This window comes from Bradyrhizobium jicamae (assembly GCF_001440395.1).
Classification (GTDB): Bacteria; Pseudomonadota; Alphaproteobacteria; order Rhizobiales; family Xanthobacteraceae; genus Bradyrhizobium; species Bradyrhizobium jicamae.
This window is the reverse complement of sequence record NZ_LLXZ01000004.1, coordinates 50,973-68,583: the sequence shown is the minus strand read 5'-3', so window position 1 is coordinate 68,583 and position 17,611 is coordinate 50,973. Positions and strand designations below refer to the sequence as shown.

At 64.5% G+C, this 17,611-nt stretch carries 19 protein-coding genes; 15 read left to right on the top strand and 4 right to left on the bottom strand.

Features of this window, described 5'->3' with window-relative positions; genetic code table 11:
* Nucleotides 1–58 precede the first annotated feature (58 nt).
* Genes CQ12_RS01230 through CQ12_RS01210 form a run of 5 tightly spaced genes read left to right on the top strand, consistent with a single transcriptional unit; the run spans nt 59 to nt 4,532 of the window.
* On the top strand, nt 59–829 hold the full coding sequence (locus CQ12_RS01230) for an ABC transporter permease (protein WP_057833542.1): 771 nt from the start codon (nt 59–61) through the stop codon (nt 827–829).
* 11 nt (nt 830–840) lie between these two features.
* Nucleotides 841–1,878, top strand: coding sequence for an NAD-dependent epimerase/dehydratase family protein (locus tag CQ12_RS01225; RefSeq protein WP_057833541.1), 1,038 nt, complete (start codon nt 841–843; stop codon nt 1,876–1,878).
* Entirely contained in the window at nt 1,865–2,689 is an 825-nt protein-coding gene (locus tag CQ12_RS01220) for a GNAT family N-acetyltransferase (protein ID WP_057833540.1), read from the top strand. The genes CQ12_RS01225 and CQ12_RS01220 overlap by 14 nt, the downstream gene beginning before the upstream one ends.
* An 11-nt stretch (nt 2,690–2,700) precedes the next feature.
* The gene (locus tag CQ12_RS01215; RefSeq protein ID WP_057833539.1) at nt 2,701–3,756 is read left to right on the top strand and encodes a dihydrodipicolinate synthase family protein; all 1,056 of its coding nucleotides are present in this window, start codon (nt 2,701–2,703) and stop codon (nt 3,754–3,756) included.
* On the top strand, nt 3,744–4,532 hold the full coding sequence (locus CQ12_RS01210; protein WP_057833538.1) for an ABC transporter ATP-binding protein: 789 nt from the start codon (nt 3,744–3,746) through the stop codon (nt 4,530–4,532). The genes CQ12_RS01215 and CQ12_RS01210 overlap by 13 nt, the downstream gene beginning before the upstream one ends.
* A gap of 5 nt (nt 4,533–4,537) precedes the next feature.
* On the opposite strand, the gene CQ12_RS01205 is transcribed toward CQ12_RS01210, so the two are convergent.
* The 3 genes from CQ12_RS01205 to CQ12_RS01195 are packed head-to-tail and all read right to left on the bottom strand — an operon-like array spanning nt 4,538 to nt 8,466.
* Nucleotides 4,538–5,641, bottom strand: a complete 1,104-nt coding sequence (locus tag CQ12_RS01205) for an ABC transporter ATP-binding protein (RefSeq protein ID WP_057833537.1) — start codon at nt 5,639–5,641, stop codon at nt 4,538–4,540.
* Nucleotides 5,642–5,669: 28 nt separating this feature from the next.
* Nucleotides 5,670–6,704 (bottom strand): ABC transporter substrate-binding protein, encoded by a 1,035-nt coding sequence (locus CQ12_RS01200; RefSeq protein ID WP_245309668.1) that lies wholly within the window; start codon nt 6,702–6,704, stop codon nt 5,670–5,672.
* 25 nt (nt 6,705–6,729) lie between these two features.
* Complete coding sequence (locus tag CQ12_RS01195) at nt 6,730–8,466, bottom strand: ABC transporter permease (protein WP_057833611.1); 1,737 nt, start codon at nt 8,464–8,466, stop codon at nt 6,730–6,732.
* 273 nt (nt 8,467–8,739) lie between these two features.
* On the opposite strand from CQ12_RS01195, the gene CQ12_RS01190 reads away from it, so the two are divergent.
* Entirely contained in the window at nt 8,740–10,131 is a 1,392-nt protein-coding gene (locus tag CQ12_RS01190) for an MFS transporter (RefSeq protein WP_057833535.1), read from the top strand.
* A gap of 12 nt (nt 10,132–10,143) precedes the next feature.
* Here CQ12_RS01190 and CQ12_RS01185 read toward each other — a convergent pair whose 3' ends face one another.
* On the bottom strand, nt 10,144–10,572 hold the full coding sequence (locus CQ12_RS01185) for an anthrone oxygenase family protein (protein WP_057833534.1): 429 nt from the start codon (nt 10,570–10,572) through the stop codon (nt 10,144–10,146).
* A 63-nt stretch (nt 10,573–10,635) separates the two neighbouring features.
* On the opposite strand from CQ12_RS01185, the gene CQ12_RS01180 reads away from it, so the two are divergent.
* The 9 genes from CQ12_RS01180 to soxA all read left to right on the top strand — a co-directional run bounded on the left by CQ12_RS01180 (nt 10,636) and on the right by soxA (nt 17,600).
* On the top strand, nt 10,636–11,094 hold the full coding sequence (locus CQ12_RS01180) for a MarR family winged helix-turn-helix transcriptional regulator (protein ID WP_057833533.1): 459 nt from the start codon (nt 10,636–10,638) through the stop codon (nt 11,092–11,094).
* A 189-nt stretch (nt 11,095–11,283) separates the two neighbouring features.
* Complete coding sequence (locus CQ12_RS01175; protein WP_057833532.1) at nt 11,284–11,733, top strand: (2Fe-2S)-binding protein; 450 nt, start codon at nt 11,284–11,286, stop codon at nt 11,731–11,733.
* Nucleotides 11,734–11,742: 9 nt separating this feature from the next.
* Nucleotides 11,743–13,935 (top strand): xanthine dehydrogenase family protein molybdopterin-binding subunit, encoded by a 2,193-nt coding sequence (locus tag CQ12_RS01170; protein ID WP_057833531.1) that lies wholly within the window; start codon nt 11,743–11,745, stop codon nt 13,933–13,935.
* A 53-nt stretch (nt 13,936–13,988) separates the two neighbouring features.
* On the top strand, nt 13,989–14,279 hold the full coding sequence (locus CQ12_RS01165; RefSeq protein ID WP_057833530.1) for a c-type cytochrome: 291 nt from the start codon (nt 13,989–13,991) through the stop codon (nt 14,277–14,279).
* 10 nt (nt 14,280–14,289) lie between these two features.
* Nucleotides 14,290–15,570 carry an NAD(P)/FAD-dependent oxidoreductase gene (locus CQ12_RS01160; RefSeq protein ID WP_083519062.1) on the top strand — a complete coding sequence of 427 codons (1,281 nt, stop codon included), beginning with the start codon at nt 14,290–14,292 and terminating at the stop codon, nt 15,568–15,570.
* A gap of 13 nt (nt 15,571–15,583) precedes the next feature.
* Complete coding sequence (soxX, locus tag CQ12_RS01155; RefSeq protein WP_198164041.1) at nt 15,584–16,021, top strand: sulfur oxidation c-type cytochrome SoxX; 438 nt, start codon at nt 15,584–15,586, stop codon at nt 16,019–16,021.
* 9 nt (nt 16,022–16,030) lie between these two features.
* Nucleotides 16,031–16,510 (top strand): SoxY-related AACIE arm protein, encoded by a 480-nt coding sequence (locus CQ12_RS01150; protein ID WP_057833529.1) that lies wholly within the window; start codon nt 16,031–16,033, stop codon nt 16,508–16,510.
* Entirely contained in the window at nt 16,510–16,830 is a 321-nt protein-coding gene (gene soxZ, locus CQ12_RS01145) for a thiosulfate oxidation carrier complex protein SoxZ (protein WP_057833528.1), read from the top strand. Before CQ12_RS01150 ends, soxZ begins: the two co-directional genes overlap by 1 nt.
* Nucleotides 16,827–17,600: a sulfur oxidation c-type cytochrome SoxA gene (gene soxA, locus CQ12_RS01140; protein ID WP_057833527.1), complete on the top strand. Its 774-nt coding sequence runs from the start codon at nt 16,827–16,829 to the stop codon at nt 17,598–17,600. Before soxZ ends, soxA begins: the two co-directional genes overlap by 4 nt.
* The last annotated feature ends 11 nt before the right edge of the window (nt 17,601–17,611 follow it).

Genomic DNA, 17,611 nt, shown 5'->3' with positions numbered 1-17,611 from the left:
CGCTCGCGATAGATTGCCGCCACGCGACGGGAACCGGGCGCGGCCAAGGGAGTATGCGGTGTTCAGCGGCGATGGCGGATCGGCACGGTCTTTCGCGATCATCCTGATCGTGCATCTGGCCGTGATCTTGCTCTGGCAGCTGCTGGTCGATTTCTTCCAGGTGCCGAAATTCATCCTGCCCTCGCCGCTTGCAACCATCAAGACGCTGGGCACGCCCGGCTATGCCTGGCTTTCCAATCTCGCGGTGACGGCGGCCGAAATTCTCGGCGGATTCTGCCTTGGCGCGGTGGTCGGCATCATGCTGGCTGTCATGTTCACCTGGTCGCCGCTGGTCAGCCTGTTGCTGCTGCCGCTGTTCGTGACGCTGAACATGATTCCGAAAGTGGCTCTCGGCCCGCTCTTCATCGTCTGGTTCTCCTACGGCATCTTCCCGAACATCCTGATCGCCTTCTCGATCTGCTTCTTTCCGATCCTGCTCACCACCGCGCGCGGTTTGAGCGAGGTGGAGCCGGATCTGCTCGACCTCGTAAAGTCGCTGCGCGGCTCGCGCTGGACGCTGTTTCGAAAAATCCAGTTGCCGGGCGCGCTGCCTTACGTGTTTTCCGGCATGAAGGTCGGTGCCATCCTGGCGGTGGCCGGCGCCATCGTCGGCGAGTTCATCGCCTCCGAACGGGGGCTCGGCTACCTCATGATCCAGGTGCAGTCCTCACTGGATACGCCGGCGATGGTGATGGCCGTCGTGCTTCTGACGCTGCTGGGCGTGGCGCTGTATGGGCTCGTGCTCGGCCTCGAGCGGATGTTCGTCGTCCGGGACATCCGGCTGCAATAACGGGAAGAAACATGCTTCTAACGCGCGACACCCTGCCCCAGACGATTGCCGATATCGCAGCGCTCGACGAGCTGCTGTGCCGTCCGAGCCCGGCGCTGATCGACGATCTCCGCAAGGTCGACGGCGACATCATGATTCTGGGTGTCGCCGGCAAGATGGGTCCGACGCTGGCCGGTCTTGCGAAAGCGGCCGTGCCGGACCGCCGCGTGATCGGTGTCGCCCGCTTCAGCGATCCGGCCGTGAAAGACTGGCTGGCGGCCCGTGGCGTCGAGACCATCAATTGCGACCTGCTCGACGAAGCCGCGATCAAGGCGCTGCCGAAAGCCCCGAACATCGTGTTCATGGCCGGCCGCAAGTTCGGCGCCGAGGGCGATCTCTCGCTGACCTGGGCGATGAACTCGCACGTCCCTGCCCTTGTCGCGCAGGCGTTCGCAGGCTCGCGCATCGTCGCGTTCTCGACCGGCTGCGTCTATCCATTCGTGCCGGTCAACGGCAAGGGCTCGCCCGAGGACATGGCGCCCAACCCACCCGGCGAGTACGCGCAATCCTGCGTCGGGCGCGAGCGCATGTTCGAATATTTCTCGCGGAAATATTCAACGCCCGGACGGCTGTTCCGGCTCAATTACGCGATCGACATGCGCTACGGCGTCCTGCACGACATCGCAAGCAAGGTACTGCACGGCAAGCCGATCGACGTCAGCCTCGGCCATGTCAATTTCATCTGGCAGGGCGACGCATCTTCGCAGGCGCTACGATGTCTGGCGCATTGCGACACGCCAACCTCGCCGATCAATGTCAGCGGCCATGAGATCCTGGCCGTGCGCGATCTTGCCGCGAAATTCGGCCAGCGTTTTGGCCGCGCCCCGGTCATCACCGGCACGGAGGAGCCGACGGCGTGGCTCACCGACACATCGCAGGCGGTAAAACTGTTCGGCCTGCCGATCGTCGATACCGAGCAATTGATCAGTTGGACCGCCGACTGGGTATCGCGATCGATGCCGAGCCTCGGCAAGCCCACCAGATACGAGGTGCGCGATGGCCGCTATTGAGCCGATCGACATCGTCGAGCTCGACGTCGGCGACGCGCAGGCCGGGCTGGTGCTGTCAACCGAAGCGGGCTGGAACCAGAACGAGGCCGACTGGCGCTTTTTTCTGAGCAAGGGCGTCGTATTCGGCGTGCGGGACGGCGCGAGGCTGGTGGCGACAGCGGCGCTGCTGCCCTACTCCGCCGGCAATGCCTGGATCAGCATGGTGCTGGTGGCCGCAGACTTTCGCCGCCGGGGCATTGCGACAAAGCTAGTCGATGCCTGCCTCGGTGCCGCGGCGCGGCGCCGCCTGACCGCCTGGCTGGACGCGACGCCTGCAGGCGCTACCGTCTATGGTCCGCTCGGCTTCACGCCGACGCTGCAATTACGGCGGCTGCGGCTGGAAAAGCCGGAGTGCGCCGCAGCGACGCGGCCACTGGCGGCCGGCAGCCTCGACGCCCTGGCGACGCGCGACAGCAGCGCCATGGGCTTTGACCGCAGCACATTGCTGTCGGAATTTTCTGCGCGACCGGGTTCGCGCATCGTGTCGGACGATCGGGCCATCGCCCTCGTCCGCGATGGGCGTGCCGCGCGACAGATCGGGCCATTGCTGGCCGATCGAACCGACCAGGCGCTGTCGCTGGTGGACGCCATCGTCGGCTCCGATACCGGTGCCTTTCTGATCGATGCCGTCCATTCCCAGGAAGCGTTTCTCAACGGGCTTGTTCAGTCGGGCTGGAACATCGAGCGGCCGTTTCAGCGCATGCGCTTTGGCCGTTCCACCGCGCCACCCGCGCAACTGCCGTTCGCCGTCGCCGGGCCGGAATTTGGATAGGAAGTGCCGTCATGCACCACAGCGAGATCAAGGCCGAAGTTCGCAAGCTGATCGCCGACGGCACCGTGCTCCCGGCGCATCCGCTCGCGCTCGATGCCAACCGCGCGCTCGATATCAGGCACCAGCGCGCGCTGACGCGTTACTACCTCGATGCCGGTGCTGGAGGACTCGCGGTCGGCGTCCACACCACACAATTCGCGATCCGCGACGTTGGGATGTACCGGCCGGTGCTGGAACTGGCGGCGGAGACCGCCGCTTCATGGACCCGGCGCCCGGTCGCGATGGTCGCGGGTCTGGCCGGCCCAACAAAGCAGGCCATTGCAGAGGCACAAACCGCACGCGGCATCGGCTACCATGCCGGGCTGCTCAGCCTTGCGGCGATGAAATCGGCATCCGAGGACGACATCATCGCACACTGCGCGGCGGTAGCGCGCGAAATCCCGCTGGTCGGCTTCTATCTGCAGCCGGCGGTCGGCGGCGTCATCCTCAGCGCCGATTTCTGGCGGCGCTTTGCGTCCATCGATAACGTCATCGCCATCAAGATCGCCCCGTTCAACCGCTACCGGACGCTGGACGTGCTGCGTGGGGTGGCGGCCGCCGGCGCGCTCGACCGCGTCGCGCTCTATACCGGTAATGACGACCACATCCTGCTGGACCTCACTTTGCCTTTCGACCTGCGCGACAAGGGCATCACCACGCGAGCGTACTTCAAAGGCGGCCTGCTCGGGCACTGGTCGGTCTGGACCGCGAGCGCGATCTTGCAGTTCGAGATGTGCAAGGCCGCGCGCGGCAAGGACACCGTGCCGGCCGATTTGCTGGCGCTGGACGCCCGCGTCACCGATTGCAACAGCGCCTTCTTCGACGTCGCCAACAATTTTCACGGCTGCATCGCCGGTTGCCATGAAATCCTGCGCCGGCAGGGGTTGATGCAGGGCCTGTGGTGTCTCGATCCTGCCGAGGGCCTCAGCCCCGGCCAGATGCAGGAGATTGATCGCGTCTGTCGCGAGCATGCAGATCTCTCCGACGACGTCTTCGTGAAGGCGAACTTGCAGAAATGGCTGGCATGACGCTGGACGAGCCCTTCATCAGCCTGCAGAACGTCCGCAAGGTCTATCGGTCCAAGGGCGCGGAGTTCCTCGCCGTCTCCGACGTCACCATGGACGTGAACGAGGGCGAGTTGGTGTCACTGGTCGGTCCCTCGGGCTGCGGCAAGACTACCGTGCTGAAGATTTTGGCCGGATTGCATGATGCCGACGGCGGCACCATCAAGATCGGCAATTCGAGAACACCGTTCGATCCGGCGCGCGACATCGGCATGGTGTTCCAGCAGGCGCTGCTGCTCAAATGGCGAACCATTCTGGACAACGTGCTGCTGCCGGCCGAAATCGTCGGCCTGCCGATGAAAGCCGCGCGGGACCGCGCCCGCGACCTGCTTAACCTGGTCGGGCTGGCCGGCTACGAGGACAAATATCCGCAGCAATTGTCCGGCGGCATGCAGCAACGCACGGCGATTGCGCGCGCCTTCATCCACGACCCAAAACTGATCCTGATGGACGAGCCGTTCGGCGCGCTCGATGCGCTGACCCGCGAGCAGATGAACCTCGAAATGCTGCGGATCTGGCGCGAAAGCGGCAAGACCATCCTGTTTGTCACGCACAGCATTCAGGAGGCGGTATTTCTGGCCTCGCACTGTGCCGTGCTCACCGCTGGCCCGGCAAGGATGGCGGAATATTTCCCGATCGAGTTGCCGTTCCCGCGGGCGCTGCCGATCAAGACCACAGATGAATTCGGCGCCTATGCGCGACGGATCTATGCAAGGCTTGGATTGAGCCCGAGCGCTTGAGCCTCCTATTCATACGCCGTCGGCCCCGTATCGCGATAAGCCCAGCAACACTCCTTCGGCAGCGAGACCTGGGTCTCGACGCCGACCTGATGGCGGGCCGCGGTGCCGAGTTCGACCACCTCCAGCCGCCGGCCGAACAGTTCGATGCCGTAAGCCGTCTGCGTGCCCTGATAGCGGCGGTCGAGCACGCGGGCGGAAAAGATGTTGGCGCCGTTGTGCGGGCCGATGGTGATGTTTTCCGGCCGCAGCGCGATGCGTACCTTTTCGTCCGGGCCGAGCGGATGCAGCAGGGCCACCTCGCCGCGCCGTCCCTCGCCGAAATCGACCGTGCCGAATTGGCCGTTGCGCGACACCAGCGTGCCGGCGAGTTCGTTGGTCGCGCCGGTGAAGTTGGCGACGAACAGATCCGCCGGACGGTTATAGATCGCGTCAGGCGTATCCATCTGCAACAGCCTGCCGTCGCGCATCACGCCGATGCGGTCGCCCAGCACCACCGCCTCAGCCTGGTCATGGGTGACGTACAGCGCCGTCATGCCGGTTTGCTTGAGGATGACGCGAAGGTCATCACGCAGCCGAAGGCGCAGCTTTGCATCGAGGTTCGACAAGGGCTCGTCGAGCAGCAGCAGTTGCGGCCGGTAGACGATGCTGCGCGCGAGCGCCACGCGCTGCATCTGGCCGCCTGACAATGCGACCACCGGCCGCTCGGCATATTCCGACAGGCCGACCAGTTCGAGCGCCTCGTCGACCTTGCGGCGGGCGTCCGCGCGAGAGAGTTTGCGGTGCTTGAGCGGATAGACCACGTTCTGCCGCACCGTCATATGCGGCCACACCGCGTAGGACTGGAACACCATCCCGAGATCGCGTAACCGCGGCGGCACCAGAATGCCGCGTTCGGGTGACGAGACGACCTTGCCGGCAATGCTGATCTCACCCGATGTCGGATGCTCCAGCCCGGCGACGCAGCGCAGCGTCGTGGTCTTGCCGCAGCCGGAGGGGCCGAGCAGTACTACGATCTCGCCGGCCGGCACGCCGAAACTGACGCCGTCGATCGCCGGCCGGCCAATCGCAAACTGCTTGCGCAGGTCGGTAACTTCGAGGGTCGCCGTCATCGGTCCGACAATTCCAATGCTGTGACGATCATTGCGCGTAGCCGTAGGTCTTGTTCCACTCGGCGACCCAGGCCGTGTGCAACTTCACATACTCGTCGAACTTGGGGAACCAGACCTTGACCACCTTGGGATCGAAGCCTTCCGGATAGGCCGGCGGCACCTTCAAGGAAGTGAGATTGCCGAGCTCCTTGATCATGAAGGTCTGGCCCTCTTTCGACAGGCACCAGTTGAGAAACAGTTTTGCGGCATTGGGATGCGCGGCGGTCTTCGGAATGCCGGTGGCGTAGGGATTGACCGGTGCGCCCTCGGGCGGGAAGAAGATCTGGATCGGCGCGCCGTCCTTCTGCTTCGGATAGATCGCGTTGTAGAGCAACGGTCCCATGGCGATTTCGCCGCGCACCAGCGAATCCGACATCGGCGCGCCCGATGGATACAGCACCGGACGGGTCGCGGCCTGCTTGGCCCAGTAATCCTCGCCGAGCACCTGGCGCTCGAACATCACCCGGGTCCATGTGGTGCCGCCTGACGGGGCGATCACCTGCCCGGTCAGCTTGTTGTATTCGGGCTTGGTGAGGTCCATCCAGGTCTTGGGCGGGTTCTTGACCAGCTCGGTATTGTAGGCGATCGACCATACCAGCGTGGCGCGCGGCCACAGCTGCGGCGCGATCTGCGCGTCGGGATTGTAGTCGGCCGCGTTCGGCGGCGCATAGGGCTGGAACATGTCGGCCATCGGCTGCATCAGCGCCCGGTCGGAATGATCGACCACGTCGGCGATCAGCTTGCCGGCCGCGGCCTCGGTCTTCACACGCGTGATCAACTGGCCGCCGGGCGCGCGCACCATCTCGACCTTAATCTCGGGGAAGCGCTTGTTGAAGGCCTTGATGACCTGCTGTTCGACCTCGGCGAAATTCGCGGTGTAGAACACCAGCTTGCCTTCGGCCTTCGCCGCCGCGATCAATTCGGGCGAGCCGAATTCCTGCGCCTGCACGCCTCCTATGAGTCCGAGACCGGCGAAGCCGGCGGCGGCAACGATGTTGGTGAGGATCCTTCCAGTCATAGTCATAACCAAATTCCTCCCTTCGCTTTTGTTATCCGGTCCGCGCGACGCTGCCTTGCGCCGCACCGCGCGACAAATAGTTGGCGCCGCCGATGAGCACGCCGAGCAGAACGGTCTGCACCAGGCTGAATGCCGCGGTCTTCCCGAGGTTCCCGCCCTCGTAGTAGTCGAGCAGCAGCACCGACATCACCATGGTGTTGCTGGTGTAGAGGAACAGCGACGAGCCGAGTTCGCGGATCGCAAGCACGAACAGCAGTGTCATCGACGCCATCACGCCCGGCCGCGCCAGCGGCAGCACGATCGTCCTGATGGTGCCGAGCACGCCCTTGCCGCAGACCCAGGCCGCTTCCTCGAGCTCGCGGTGGATTTGCAGGAACGAGGTCGACAGCGACTTGACCGTATCGGGCATGAAGCGCGCGATGAACGCCAGCGCCAGAATCCAGATGGTGCCGTAGAGCCCGCCGGGAATGCCGATCCATGCCCAAAGATAGGCGACGCCGACCACGAGGCCAGGGATCGCCACCGGCAGGGTCGAGATCACGTCGATCCAGCGGCGACCCATCACCTGGGTGCGGTGGATGGTGTAGCCGATCGCAAAAGCAAGCGCGCCGCCAACCACCGCGGTGATGATGCCGACCTCGACCGAGTTATAGATCGAGCGCATGGTCAGCGGATTGTCGAAGATGCTGTGAAAATGCACCAGGGAATACTGCCTGGCGTCGAACAGGCTGCTGATGTCGCGGATGAACATGAATTTTCGAAATGCCGCGACGATAAGCGCGAGCAACGGCAGCACCACCACGACCAGGAGATAGACGATGCCGAGACCGAAGGTGAACCAGCGCCAGCGCCCGAGATCGAGGCTGCGCGGCCGGAACGCCTTGCCGGCGACCGTCGTGTAGCTGCGGCCGCTCAGCACCTTGTGCTGCAGGAATACGAGCAGGCCGGTTACAACCATCAGGATGATCGCAACCGCCGCGGCGGTGTTGTAGAGCGGCGGCGACCAGTTGGTGAGCTTGAAGATGTAGGTGGTCAGCACGGCAAGGTTGGTCGGCGCACCCAGCACCGCGGGAATGCCATAGATGCCGAGCATGACGATGAACGACAGCAGCATGCCCGAAACGATTGCCGGCATGATCAGCGGGAACGTCACCGTGAACAGCGTCGCGAACGCGCTGGCGCCGGAAATCTCGGCGGCCTCCTCCAGGCTCGGGTCCATGTTGCGCAGCGCGGACGAGGTGAACATGTAGACGTACGGCGCGTAGTAGATGCCGAACACGAACACCAGTCCCCACATCGAATAGAAATCGACGCGCCAGTCCAGCCCCACCCATTTGAACATGGTGTTGATCAGGCCGGTCTTCGGCGAGCCGAGAATGGCCCAAGCCACGCCCGCAACCAGCGGCGGCGCGAACAGCGGCAAAATGCTGGCGGCCGCGATAAAACCCTTGAACGGCGTGTTGGTGCGGACGACGATCCAGGAGAACAGCAATCCGACCACGACCGCGATCAGCGTGCCGCCGCCACAGGCAATCAGCGTGTTGAAGAGCGCCTCGGCGACATTCGGGTTCGCCAGCACCGTGAGGAAGTTCGTGACAGAGAGGTGACTGAGCTGGATGCCGTCGACCACCGGATTGGTGTCGGTGAGTGCGCCTAGCAGCAGCATCAGGATCGGATAGATGACGAGGAAGCCGAGGATCGCCAGCAGGAGCGAAACCCACAGGCTGGCCCCTACGCGCCCACGCCCGCCCCCACTCGCGCTAAGCATGACTTCGCCGCGCCGGCTCGCCAGTCCGTCCAAAGCGTCTTCCCTCGCCGGTGACCGTCTTTTTATAAAACTGCGGTCGCTCTGCGCCCAAGCCTAGTCGATCGCTTGGCAGGCGGAAAGGTATCCGATAGTCGGCGCGCGGATATGGCGCGGCGGACGTCGCCCATCCCTTCGCATATGCATCATGCAGCGATGTGTCTGTGGCTTGTGCCGCGTCCGTAGTACACGCCGCTCTGGGCGCGACCGCCCCCAAGGCGTGGAGTGCCCAACCGAATGTCCGCAGATGCAACCGCAAAGCCATCAGCCGCGCCCATCGACGGCCTGCCCCCGGAACTCCGGCGCTGGGCGGTCGCGGCGATCTTTACGGCGCTGGCGCTGGCTTCGCTGGATACGGCGATTGCGAACGTGGCGCTTCCTGCGATTGCGGCCGACCTCCATGTCAGCCCGGCCGACGTGGTCTGGGTGGTCAACATCTACCAGATCGCGCTGGTGGCAACGCTGCTGCCGCTCGGCGCGCTCGGCGAAATCGTCGGCCATGAGCGAATCTATATCGGCGGCCTCATCCTGTTCACGCTGGCCTCGCTCGGCTGCGCCCTGGCATGGTCGCTGCCCAGCCTGACGGCGGCCCGGGCGCTGCAGGGGCTCGGCGCCAGCGGCATCATGAGCGTGAATGCGGCGCTGGTCCGCTTCGTCTACCCGACCCGCATGCTGGGCCGCGGCTTCGGACATAATGCGCTGGTGGTCGGAACGGCATTCACGTTCGGCCCGACCATTGCCTCGGCGATCCTTGCGCTCGGAACATGGCCGTGGCTGTTTGCGATCAACATCCCCTTCGGCGTGATCGCGATCTGGATCGGCCTGAAGACCCTGCCGAAAACGCCGCGCGCAAAACATGCGTTCGATTTTGCCAACGCGGCGCTGACCGCAAGCTGCCTCGGGCTCTTCATCATCGGCATCGGCAGCGCCGCGCATCAGGCGCCACCCGCCCTCGTCGGACTGGAGGTGGGTGCGGCCTTGATACTCGGCTGGCTGCTGACCCGCAGGAATGCGGACCATCCGGCGCCGATGTTGCCGGTCGACCTGTTCCGGCGGCCGATGTTCGCGCTGTCGGCCGCAACTTCGGTCTGCGCGTTTGCGGTACAGGGATTGGCCTTCGTCTCGCTGCCCTTCTACTTCGAGGACGTGCTGCACCGCTCACAGGTGGAGACCGGCTTCTTCATGACGCCCTGGCCGCTGGTGGTGGCGATCATGGCGCCGATCGGCGGCAGGCTCTCCGACCGCTATCCGGTCGGCATCCTCGGCGGCATCGGGCTGGTGCTGCTCGGCATCGGCATGGCGCTGCTGGCGACGCTGCCGCCGGACCCCGGCATTGCCAACATCGTCTGGCGCACGGTGATCTGCGGCATCGGCTTCGGTTTTTTTCAAACGCCGAATTTGCGGGCGCTGATGTCGAGCGCGCCGCCGCATCGCAGTGGCAGCGCCAGCGGCATCGTCGCCACCGCACGCCTGACCGGACAGACCCTCGGCGCCGCATTCGCCGCCCTGTGCTTTGCGCTCGCCGGCCACAATGGTGCGACGGTGGCGCTGGCGCTCGGAGCCGGATTTGCCGCGCTCGGGAGCCTGATGAGTTTCCTGCGCCTGACCGTAGGCACAGAGAAAACATGACGGCCGCTGCCGCTAGTTGAGCGCCCACAGATAGGCCAGCGTTGCCGCGATCCCGAGGCCTGTTCTGACCGCGTGCAGCCCTCCCCATTTCACGATCAGCGCCCGTGACTGCGGGCCGGCGTCGTTCTCGTCGATCGCCTTCAACGCACGGTTGGTCGGCATGATGCAGATCAGCGTATAGGGCCAGTTGGCGAGAATGAGCACCGCACCGATGATCCAGCGCCAGTCCCAAGTCGCCCAGGCGGCGATCAGGCCGAGCACGCCCGAAATCACCGCGGAGCTCGCCTGCATCATGAAGCCGCGATCGTAGCTTGGTTTCCATTGCTTCAAGAGAGCCCGGTCATCGAGACCCAGGCGCGCCGGCTGCTCGGCAAAGTTGACGTAGAACGCGGCGCCGGCGAATGCCGCGGCGACGATCATCGCTAGCTGTCCTGCAAACATGACTTACTCCACATACCGTTCTCATATTGACAATATGTTGTCATCTTGGATACTAGTAGTCAAATGGCAACAAAGCGACATACGTCCGGCGGCGAGGCCCTGACCGATCTGGTGCTGGCGGTGTTCCGGCTCAATGGACGGCTGCTCGCGGCCGGCGACAGCCTTGTCGCGGATCTCGGCCTGACCAGCGCGCGCTGGCAGGTGCTGGGTGCGATCGCCCTTTCGCCAACACTGCAGCCGGTGGCATGGCTGGCGCGGAGCATGGGGCTTAATCGCCAGGGCGTTCAGCGCATCATCAACGAGATGCGGGACGACGGCCTGGTCGAGCTGCGCCCCAACCCAAATCACCGCCGCGCCCATCTCGTTGCGCTGACCCGGCGTGGGCAGGATGCCTTTTCGGCCGCCACGAGTTTGCAGGCGCCGTGGGCAAATGCCCTGGCCAAGGGGATCACGCCCAATGAGCTTGCAGCTGCCAGCCGGACCTTGAAGATGCTGAACGAACGTCTCGATAGCGCGGATTAGCCTGGCCACATCGATGGGGACGACCGCGCCCGCCCCGCCGCAACACCGGCCGGTCAACTTTCATCCGGCCCGAAAACGCTTTTTCTATCTTGCGCGAAAACGCATTTTCTTGATTTGAACTATTCCAAGTTGCGGGCCATCTTCCCGGCCGCAGCTCCCTCGGTGGATGGAGCGAACAGGGGATACGCGATGGCAAATCTCACAATCAACGGCAAATCGATCAATGTGGACGTCGAAGACGACACGCCGCTTCTTTGGGCAATCAGGGAGAACGTCGGGCTGACCGGCACCAAATATGGATGCGGCATTGCACAATGTGGTGCCTGCACCGTGCACATCGATGGCGTCGCGATGCGCTCCTGCGGCATCACCGTCAGCGAAGCTGTCGGCAAGCAGATCACCACGATCGAAGGTCTCGCCAGTGGCGGCACGCTGCACAAGGTGCAGCAGGCCTGGGTCGCCAACGACGTGCCGCAATGCGGTTATTGCCAGGCCGGCATGATCATGGCCGTTGCGGCCCTTCTCAAGGAGAAGCCGAAGCCGACCGACCAGGACATCGACGAGGCCATCACCAATATCTGCCGTTGCGGGACCTTTCAGCAGGTCCGCGCGGCGATCCACTCCGCCGCCAGCGCTTGAGGTGATGCCATGAACAAGCATGTCATGCCCAAACTCAACCGCCGCGCCTTCGTGATCGGCACCGCTGCCGCGGGGGCCGGCCTTGCGATCGGCCTCGATATTCCCTTCGGCGGACCGCAGGTCGTCCGTGCCGCCGACGGCTCGCCGGAAGTCAATGTCTGGGTGGTGATCCGCCCCGACAACACGACTGTGATTCGCGTCGCCCGCTCGGAGATGGGCCAGGGCACCCTCACCGGCCTAGCCCAGCTCGTTGCCGAAGAGCTGGAATGCGACTGGTCGAAGGTCGTCACCGAATATCCGACACCGGGTCAAAGTGTCGCACGCAAGCGCGCCTGGGGCGATTTCTCGACCGGCGGCAGCCGCGGCATCCGCACCAGCCAGGAATATGTCCGCAAGGGCGGCGCCACCGCGCGCATGATGCTGGTGCAGGCCGCCGCGAACGAGTGGAAGGTCCCGGTCTCGGAATGCACCGCGGCCAACAGCGTCATCACCCATACGCCGTCGGGCAAGACCACGACTTACGGCAAGGTGGTTGAAGCCGCCGCGAAGCTCACGCCGCCGGCGGACGCCGACGTGAAGCTGAAGGATCCGAAGGACTGGAAGATCGCCGGCAAGGGCGTCAAGCGACTCGACACCGTCGACAAGACCACCGGCGCGATGATCTATGGCGCCGACGTCAAGCTGCCCGGCATGCTCAACGCCGCGATCAAGGATGCGCCGGTCTTCGGCAGCAAGCTGAAGAGCTACGACGAGGCCAAGATCGCCGGCATGAAGGGCGTCAAGAAGGTGATGAAGGTCGGCGACAGCGCCGTCGCCGTCGTCGCCGATACCTGGTGGCACGCCAAGACCGCGCTCGACGCGCTGCCGATCGTCTGGGACGAAGGCGAGAACGCCAAAGTCTCCAGCGAGTCGATCGCCAAATGGCTGGCCGAAGGCCTCGACAATTCGCAGCCGGCCTTTATCGGCAACCAGAACGGCGACGCCAAGGCTGCGATTGCTTCTGCCGTCAAGAAGGTCGAGGCGGTCTACAACTATCCCTACCAGAATCACGCCACGATGGAGCCGCTGAACGCCACCGCGGTCTACACGGCTGACAAATGCGAGGTCTGGTGCGGCACCCAGAACGGCGAAGCGGCGTTCGCCGCCACGATGGAAGCCTCAGGTCTGCCGGCCGAGAAATGCGAGGTGCACAAGCTCATCCTCGGCGGTGGCTTCGGCCGTCGTGGCATGACCGACTACGTCCGGCAGGCGGTACTCATCGCCAAGGAGATGCCGGGCACGCCGGTCAAGCTGTTGTGGTCGCGCGAAGAGGACATGGCGCAAGGCAAATTCCATCCGGTCACGCAGTGCAAGCTGACCGGCGCCTTCGATGCCGACAACAATCTCACCGCGCTGCATGTGCGATTGTCGGGACAGTCGATCCTGTACACCGTGCGTCCCGCGGCGCTGGTGAACGGCATGGATACGGCCGCGTTCCAGGGCTTGAGCCCTTCCGGCGATGCCGCGATCGGCTACTCCGTGCCGAACCTCTTGGTCGAGCATTCCATGCGCAACCCGCACGTTCCGCCCGGCTTCTGGCGCGGCGTCAACGTCAACCAGAATGCGATCTACATGGAATGCTTCATGGATGAACTGGCGCATTCGATCGGCCAGGATCCGGTGGAATTCCGCCGCAAGCTGATGAGCAAGCATCCCAAACATCTCGCCGTGCTCAACGCGGTGGCCGAGAAGATCGGCTGGGGCAAGCCCGCGCCGCAAGGCGTCTATCGCGGGATTGCGCAGGTGATGGGCTACGGCAGCTATGTCGCGGGTGCTGCCGAAATCTCCGTCACCGACGGCAACAAGATCAAGGTGCATCGCATCGTCGCTTCCACCGATCCCGGCTACATCGTCAACCCGGCGCAGGTCGAGCGGCAGATCGCGGGCTCCTTTGTCTATGGCCTGTCCGCCCTGTTCTATGGTGGATGCACGGTGAAGGACGGCAAGATGGAGCAGACCAACTTCGACACCTACAATTCCATGCGCATCGCCGAGATGCCGAAGGTGGAATGCGTGATGGTGCCGAGCGGCGGCTTCTGGGGCGGTGTCGGCGAGCCGACCATCGGCGTCGCCGCGCCTGCGGTGCTCAACGCCTACTTCGCGGCGACCGGCAAGCGGATCCGTTCGGTGCCGCTGAGGGATCAGAACATCACCTTCGCCTGACAAAAGCAGCGGCGGCCTTCGGGCCGCCGCTTCACCTTCCGGAGGGGCTGCTGATGAAAACCTTGTCGATCATCCTCGGGGTGGCAACGATTGTGGCGTCGAACCTGCCCGTGCTGGCGGCCTCCGTCCCTCCGCCCGGCGCGGCGTCATGTTCCGGCTGTCACTCTGCCGGGGCGGCTGCATCGGTTTCGCGGCTATACGGCCGGGATGCCGGCGAGATCGTGACCGCGATGACCGGATTTCGCGACGGCTCGGTTCCCTCCACGGTGATGGCCCGCATAGCTAAGGGTTTTACGGACGACGAGTTGCGCGCGATAGCGGCGTGGCTCGCGGCACAGAAGTAAGGGGGCCGCCATGGGTATCAGCCATCGCATCAGCCGCCGGAAATTCCTGGGCACCAGCGCGGCCGCTGCAACAGCACTGACGTTCCCGCTGCCCGCATTCGCGCAAGCCGCGGCGCGCGTCGTCGTGATCGGCGGCGGTTTTGGTGGCGCGAGTTGCGCACGCGCCCTTAAACAGATCGATCCCAAATTGCAGGTCACGCTGGTCGAGCCGAACAAGACCTTCACCGCCTGCCCGTTCAGCAACAATGTCATCGCCGGGCTGCGTTCGATCGAGGAGCAGCAATTCGGCTACGACAAGATCGCCGCCGGCGGCGTGACCGTGGTGGCGCAGGCGGCGACCGGCGTCGATAACGCGGCGCGGACTGTCACCCTCGCCGACGGCACCTCGCTCGGCTATGACCGGCTGGTGCTCTCGCCCGGCGTCGATCTGCGTTTCGACGTGCTGCAAGGCTATGATGAAGCTGCGGCGGCTAAGATGCCGCACGCCTGGAAGGCCGGCGAGCAGACGCTGTTGCTGCGCAAGCAGCTCGAGGCGATGGACGATGGCGGCGTGGTGGTGATATCGGCTCCCGCCAATCCGTTCCGCTGCCCGCCGGGGCCCTACGAACGCGCCTGCCTGATCGCGCATTATCTGAAAACCAAGAAGCCGCGTTCGAAGCTGCTCATCCTCGACGCCAAGGACACCTTCTCCAAGCAGCGCCTGTTCCAGAACGCCTGGAAGGAGCTTTATCCCGGCATGGTCGAATGGGTCTCGCTGTCACAGGGCGGCAAGGTCAATGCCGTCGATCCCGCGACCAACACGCTGATCACCGATTTCGGCAACCACACCGCGAAGGTGGCCAACGTCATTCCGCCGCAGCGGGCCGGCCGTATCGCGACGTCAGCCGGCGCCACCGACAATACCGGCTGGTGTGCGATCGACCCGGTCACCTTCGAATCCAAATCGGCGCCGAACATCCATGTCATCGGCGATGCCTGTCTCGCCGGCGCTATGCCGAAATCGGCATTCTCCGCGAACTCGCAGGCCAAGGTCTGCGCGGCCGCGATCGCCACGCTGCTGTCTGGTGGCACGCCAACCGCGCCGAAGCTGATCAATACCTGCTACAGCCTCGCGGCTCCCGGCTACGGCATCTCGGTGGCCGGCGTCTACCAGCCGAAGAACGGCGTGCTGGCCGATGTCGAAGGCGCCGGCGGTGTCAGCCCGGCGGACGTGCCCCGCGAATTCCGCGCGCGCGAAGCCGACTACGCGCAATCCTGGTTTGCGACCATCACGGCGGAAGTCTTTGGCTAGACTCACTTATCGCATGTCGGGTCGCTTCATTGCCGGGCTCATGCTCGCCCTGCCCGGCCTGGCTGCCGCAACGGAACTTCGCTTCTATGCCGTCGATGGCGATGCCATTCCGCAGTCGCTGACGGGCGCGGCCGGCGATGCTGCGCGCGGGCGCGCACTTGTGGTGGAACGTTCCAGCACTTGCATCCTCTGCCACAGCGGCCCATTTCCCGAACAGAAATTCCAGGGCGACCTGGCGCCCGACCTTTCCGGTTCCGGCAGCCGCTGGTCGGAAGGCCAGCTCCGGCTGCGGCTGGTGGATGCGTTACGCCTCAATGCCGAGACGATCATGCCGTCCTATTACCGCGTAGATGGACTTCAACGTGTCGGGACGCCATGGCGCGACAAGCCGATCCTGTCGGCGGAACAGATCGAAGATATCGTGGCGTATCTTGTGACGCTGCGCGAATAGGAAGACGCGATGCAACTACGACCCGATACCACACGCCGCCGGTTCCTCGGTCTCGCCGGAGGCGCCGCCGTGGCCGGCGCGGTCCCCGTCGTCACGGTTCGGCCGGCCGAGGCGACGCCCGCCATGCTCGCCTCCGCCATCCGCAGCGTGACCGGGGGCGCCGAGGTGAAAACGGGCAAGGTCAAGCTCGACATCCCCCCGCTGGTCGAGAATGGCAATACGGTCCCGATGACGGTCAGCGTCGCCAGCCCGATGGCGCCGGAAGATCACGTCGCAAGTATCCACGTCTTCAACGAAAAGAACCCGCAGCCGAACATCGGCAACTTCCATCTCGGTCCGCAGGCGGGCCGCGCGCAGGTATCGACCCGGGTGCGTCTCGCCGACAGCCAGAAGATCGTCGCGATCGCAAAACTCTCGGACGGTTCGTACTGGTCGGCCACCGTCGATGTCGTCGTCACGCTGGCCGCCTGCACGGAGGACGTGATCTGATGGCTTCAGCACTGATCAACGTGCCGGCGAAAGCCAAGCGCGGCGACATTATCGAGATCAAGACGCTGATGTCGCACATCATGGAAACCGGCTATCGCCATACGGCGACTGGCGAAGTCGTGCCGCGCGACATCATCACGAGCTTTACCTGCCGCTTCAACGGCACCGAGATTTTCCGCGCCGATCTGTTTCCGGCGATCGCGGCCAACCCCTTCATCACCTTCTTCACGACCGCGACCCAAAGCGGCAAGTTCGAGTTCGAATGGATCGGCGACAAGGGTTTTTCCGAAACCGCGTCCGCTTCGATCACGGTCGAATGAGGCTTGCCGGCGCCATAGCCGCCGCGCTGCTGGCGGCGGGCGCCGTTGGCGCCACCGAAATTCCGCAGGCCGAACGCCGCTCCGGCTACAGCTTCATGAAGCCGGACACCCGGGCGATGCAGGACGAAGATACCGCCAATCCCGGCATGCTCTGGGTACTCGACGGCGAGACGCTATGGAAGCGCAAGTCGGGAGCTGCGGAAAAGGCCTGCGCCGATTGCCATGGTGATATCAGCACCAGCATGAAGGGCATCGCCGCCCGGTATCCCGCTTTCGACAACGCAACCGGCCGTCCGGTCGATCTGGAGCAGCGCATCAATTCCTGCCGCGCTAACCACCAGCAGGCGACGCCGCTGCCCTTCGAGAGCCGCGAGTTGCTGGCGCTCACCGCCTTCGTCGCGCGGCAGTCGCAAGGCTCACCGATCGAAACCGGCGCCGATCCGCAGCTTGCGCCGTTCATCGCCAAAGGACGCGAGCTTTACCTGCAGCGGCAGGGCCAACTCAATCTCGGCTGCGCCAATTGCCATGACGATAACTGGGACAAGCGCCTCGCCGGCTCCGCGATCACGCAGGGACATCCGACCGGCTACCCGCTCTACCGGCTGGAATGGCAATCGCTGGGATCGCTGCAGCGGCGCCTGCGGGCGTGCATCACGGGCATCCGCGCGCAGGCCTATGATTATGGCGCGCCGGAACTGGTCGAGCTGGAATTGTATCTGATGTCGCGGGCGCGCGGGATGCCGATGGAGGCACCCGCCGTCAGACCCTAGCTTCGCAAGAA

Excerpts from the sequence above, each read along its gene's own strand:
- CQ12_RS01205 (WP_057833537.1), bottom strand. The coding sequence starts at position 5,641 with ATGACGGCGACCCTCGAAGTTACCGACCTGCGCAAGCAGTTTGCGATT.
- CQ12_RS01215 (WP_057833539.1), top strand. The coding sequence starts at position 2,701 with ATGCACCACAGCGAGATCAAGGCCGAAGTTCGCAAGCTGATCGCCGAC.
- CQ12_RS01175 (WP_057833532.1), top strand. The coding sequence starts at position 11,284 with ATGGCAAATCTCACAATCAACGGCAAATCGATCAATGTGGACGTCGAA.
- CQ12_RS01150 (WP_057833529.1), top strand. The coding sequence starts at position 16,031 with ATGCAACTACGACCCGATACCACACGCCGCCGGTTCCTCGGTCTCGCC.
- CQ12_RS01160 (WP_083519062.1), top strand. The coding sequence starts at position 14,290 with ATGGGTATCAGCCATCGCATCAGCCGCCGGAAATTCCTGGGCACCAGC.
- CQ12_RS01180 (WP_057833533.1), top strand. The coding sequence starts at position 10,636 with ATGGCAACAAAGCGACATACGTCCGGCGGCGAGGCCCTGACCGATCTG.
- CQ12_RS01170 (WP_057833531.1), top strand. The coding sequence starts at position 11,743 with ATGAACAAGCATGTCATGCCCAAACTCAACCGCCGCGCCTTCGTGATC.
- CQ12_RS01190 (WP_057833535.1), top strand. The coding sequence starts at position 8,740 with ATGTCCGCAGATGCAACCGCAAAGCCATCAGCCGCGCCCATCGACGGC.
- CQ12_RS01225 (WP_057833541.1), top strand. The coding sequence starts at position 841 with ATGCTTCTAACGCGCGACACCCTGCCCCAGACGATTGCCGATATCGCA.
- CQ12_RS01185 (WP_057833534.1), bottom strand. The coding sequence starts at position 10,572 with ATGTTTGCAGGACAGCTAGCGATGATCGTCGCCGCGGCATTCGCCGGC.
- CQ12_RS01200 (WP_245309668.1), bottom strand. The coding sequence starts at position 6,704 with ATGACTATGACTGGAAGGATCCTCACCAACATCGTTGCCGCCGCCGGC.
- soxZ (WP_057833528.1), top strand. The coding sequence starts at position 16,510 with ATGGCTTCAGCACTGATCAACGTGCCGGCGAAAGCCAAGCGCGGCGAC.
- CQ12_RS01195 (WP_057833611.1), bottom strand. The coding sequence starts at position 8,466 with ATGCTTAGCGCGAGTGGGGGCGGGCGTGGGCGCGTAGGGGCCAGCCTG.
- CQ12_RS01165 (WP_057833530.1), top strand. The coding sequence starts at position 13,989 with ATGAAAACCTTGTCGATCATCCTCGGGGTGGCAACGATTGTGGCGTCG.
- CQ12_RS01210 (WP_057833538.1), top strand. The coding sequence starts at position 3,744 with ATGGCTGGCATGACGCTGGACGAGCCCTTCATCAGCCTGCAGAACGTC.
- CQ12_RS01220 (WP_057833540.1), top strand. The coding sequence starts at position 1,865 with ATGGCCGCTATTGAGCCGATCGACATCGTCGAGCTCGACGTCGGCGAC.
- soxA (WP_057833527.1), top strand. The coding sequence starts at position 16,827 with ATGAGGCTTGCCGGCGCCATAGCCGCCGCGCTGCTGGCGGCGGGCGCC.
- soxX (WP_198164041.1), top strand. The coding sequence starts at position 15,584 with ATGTCGGGTCGCTTCATTGCCGGGCTCATGCTCGCCCTGCCCGGCCTG.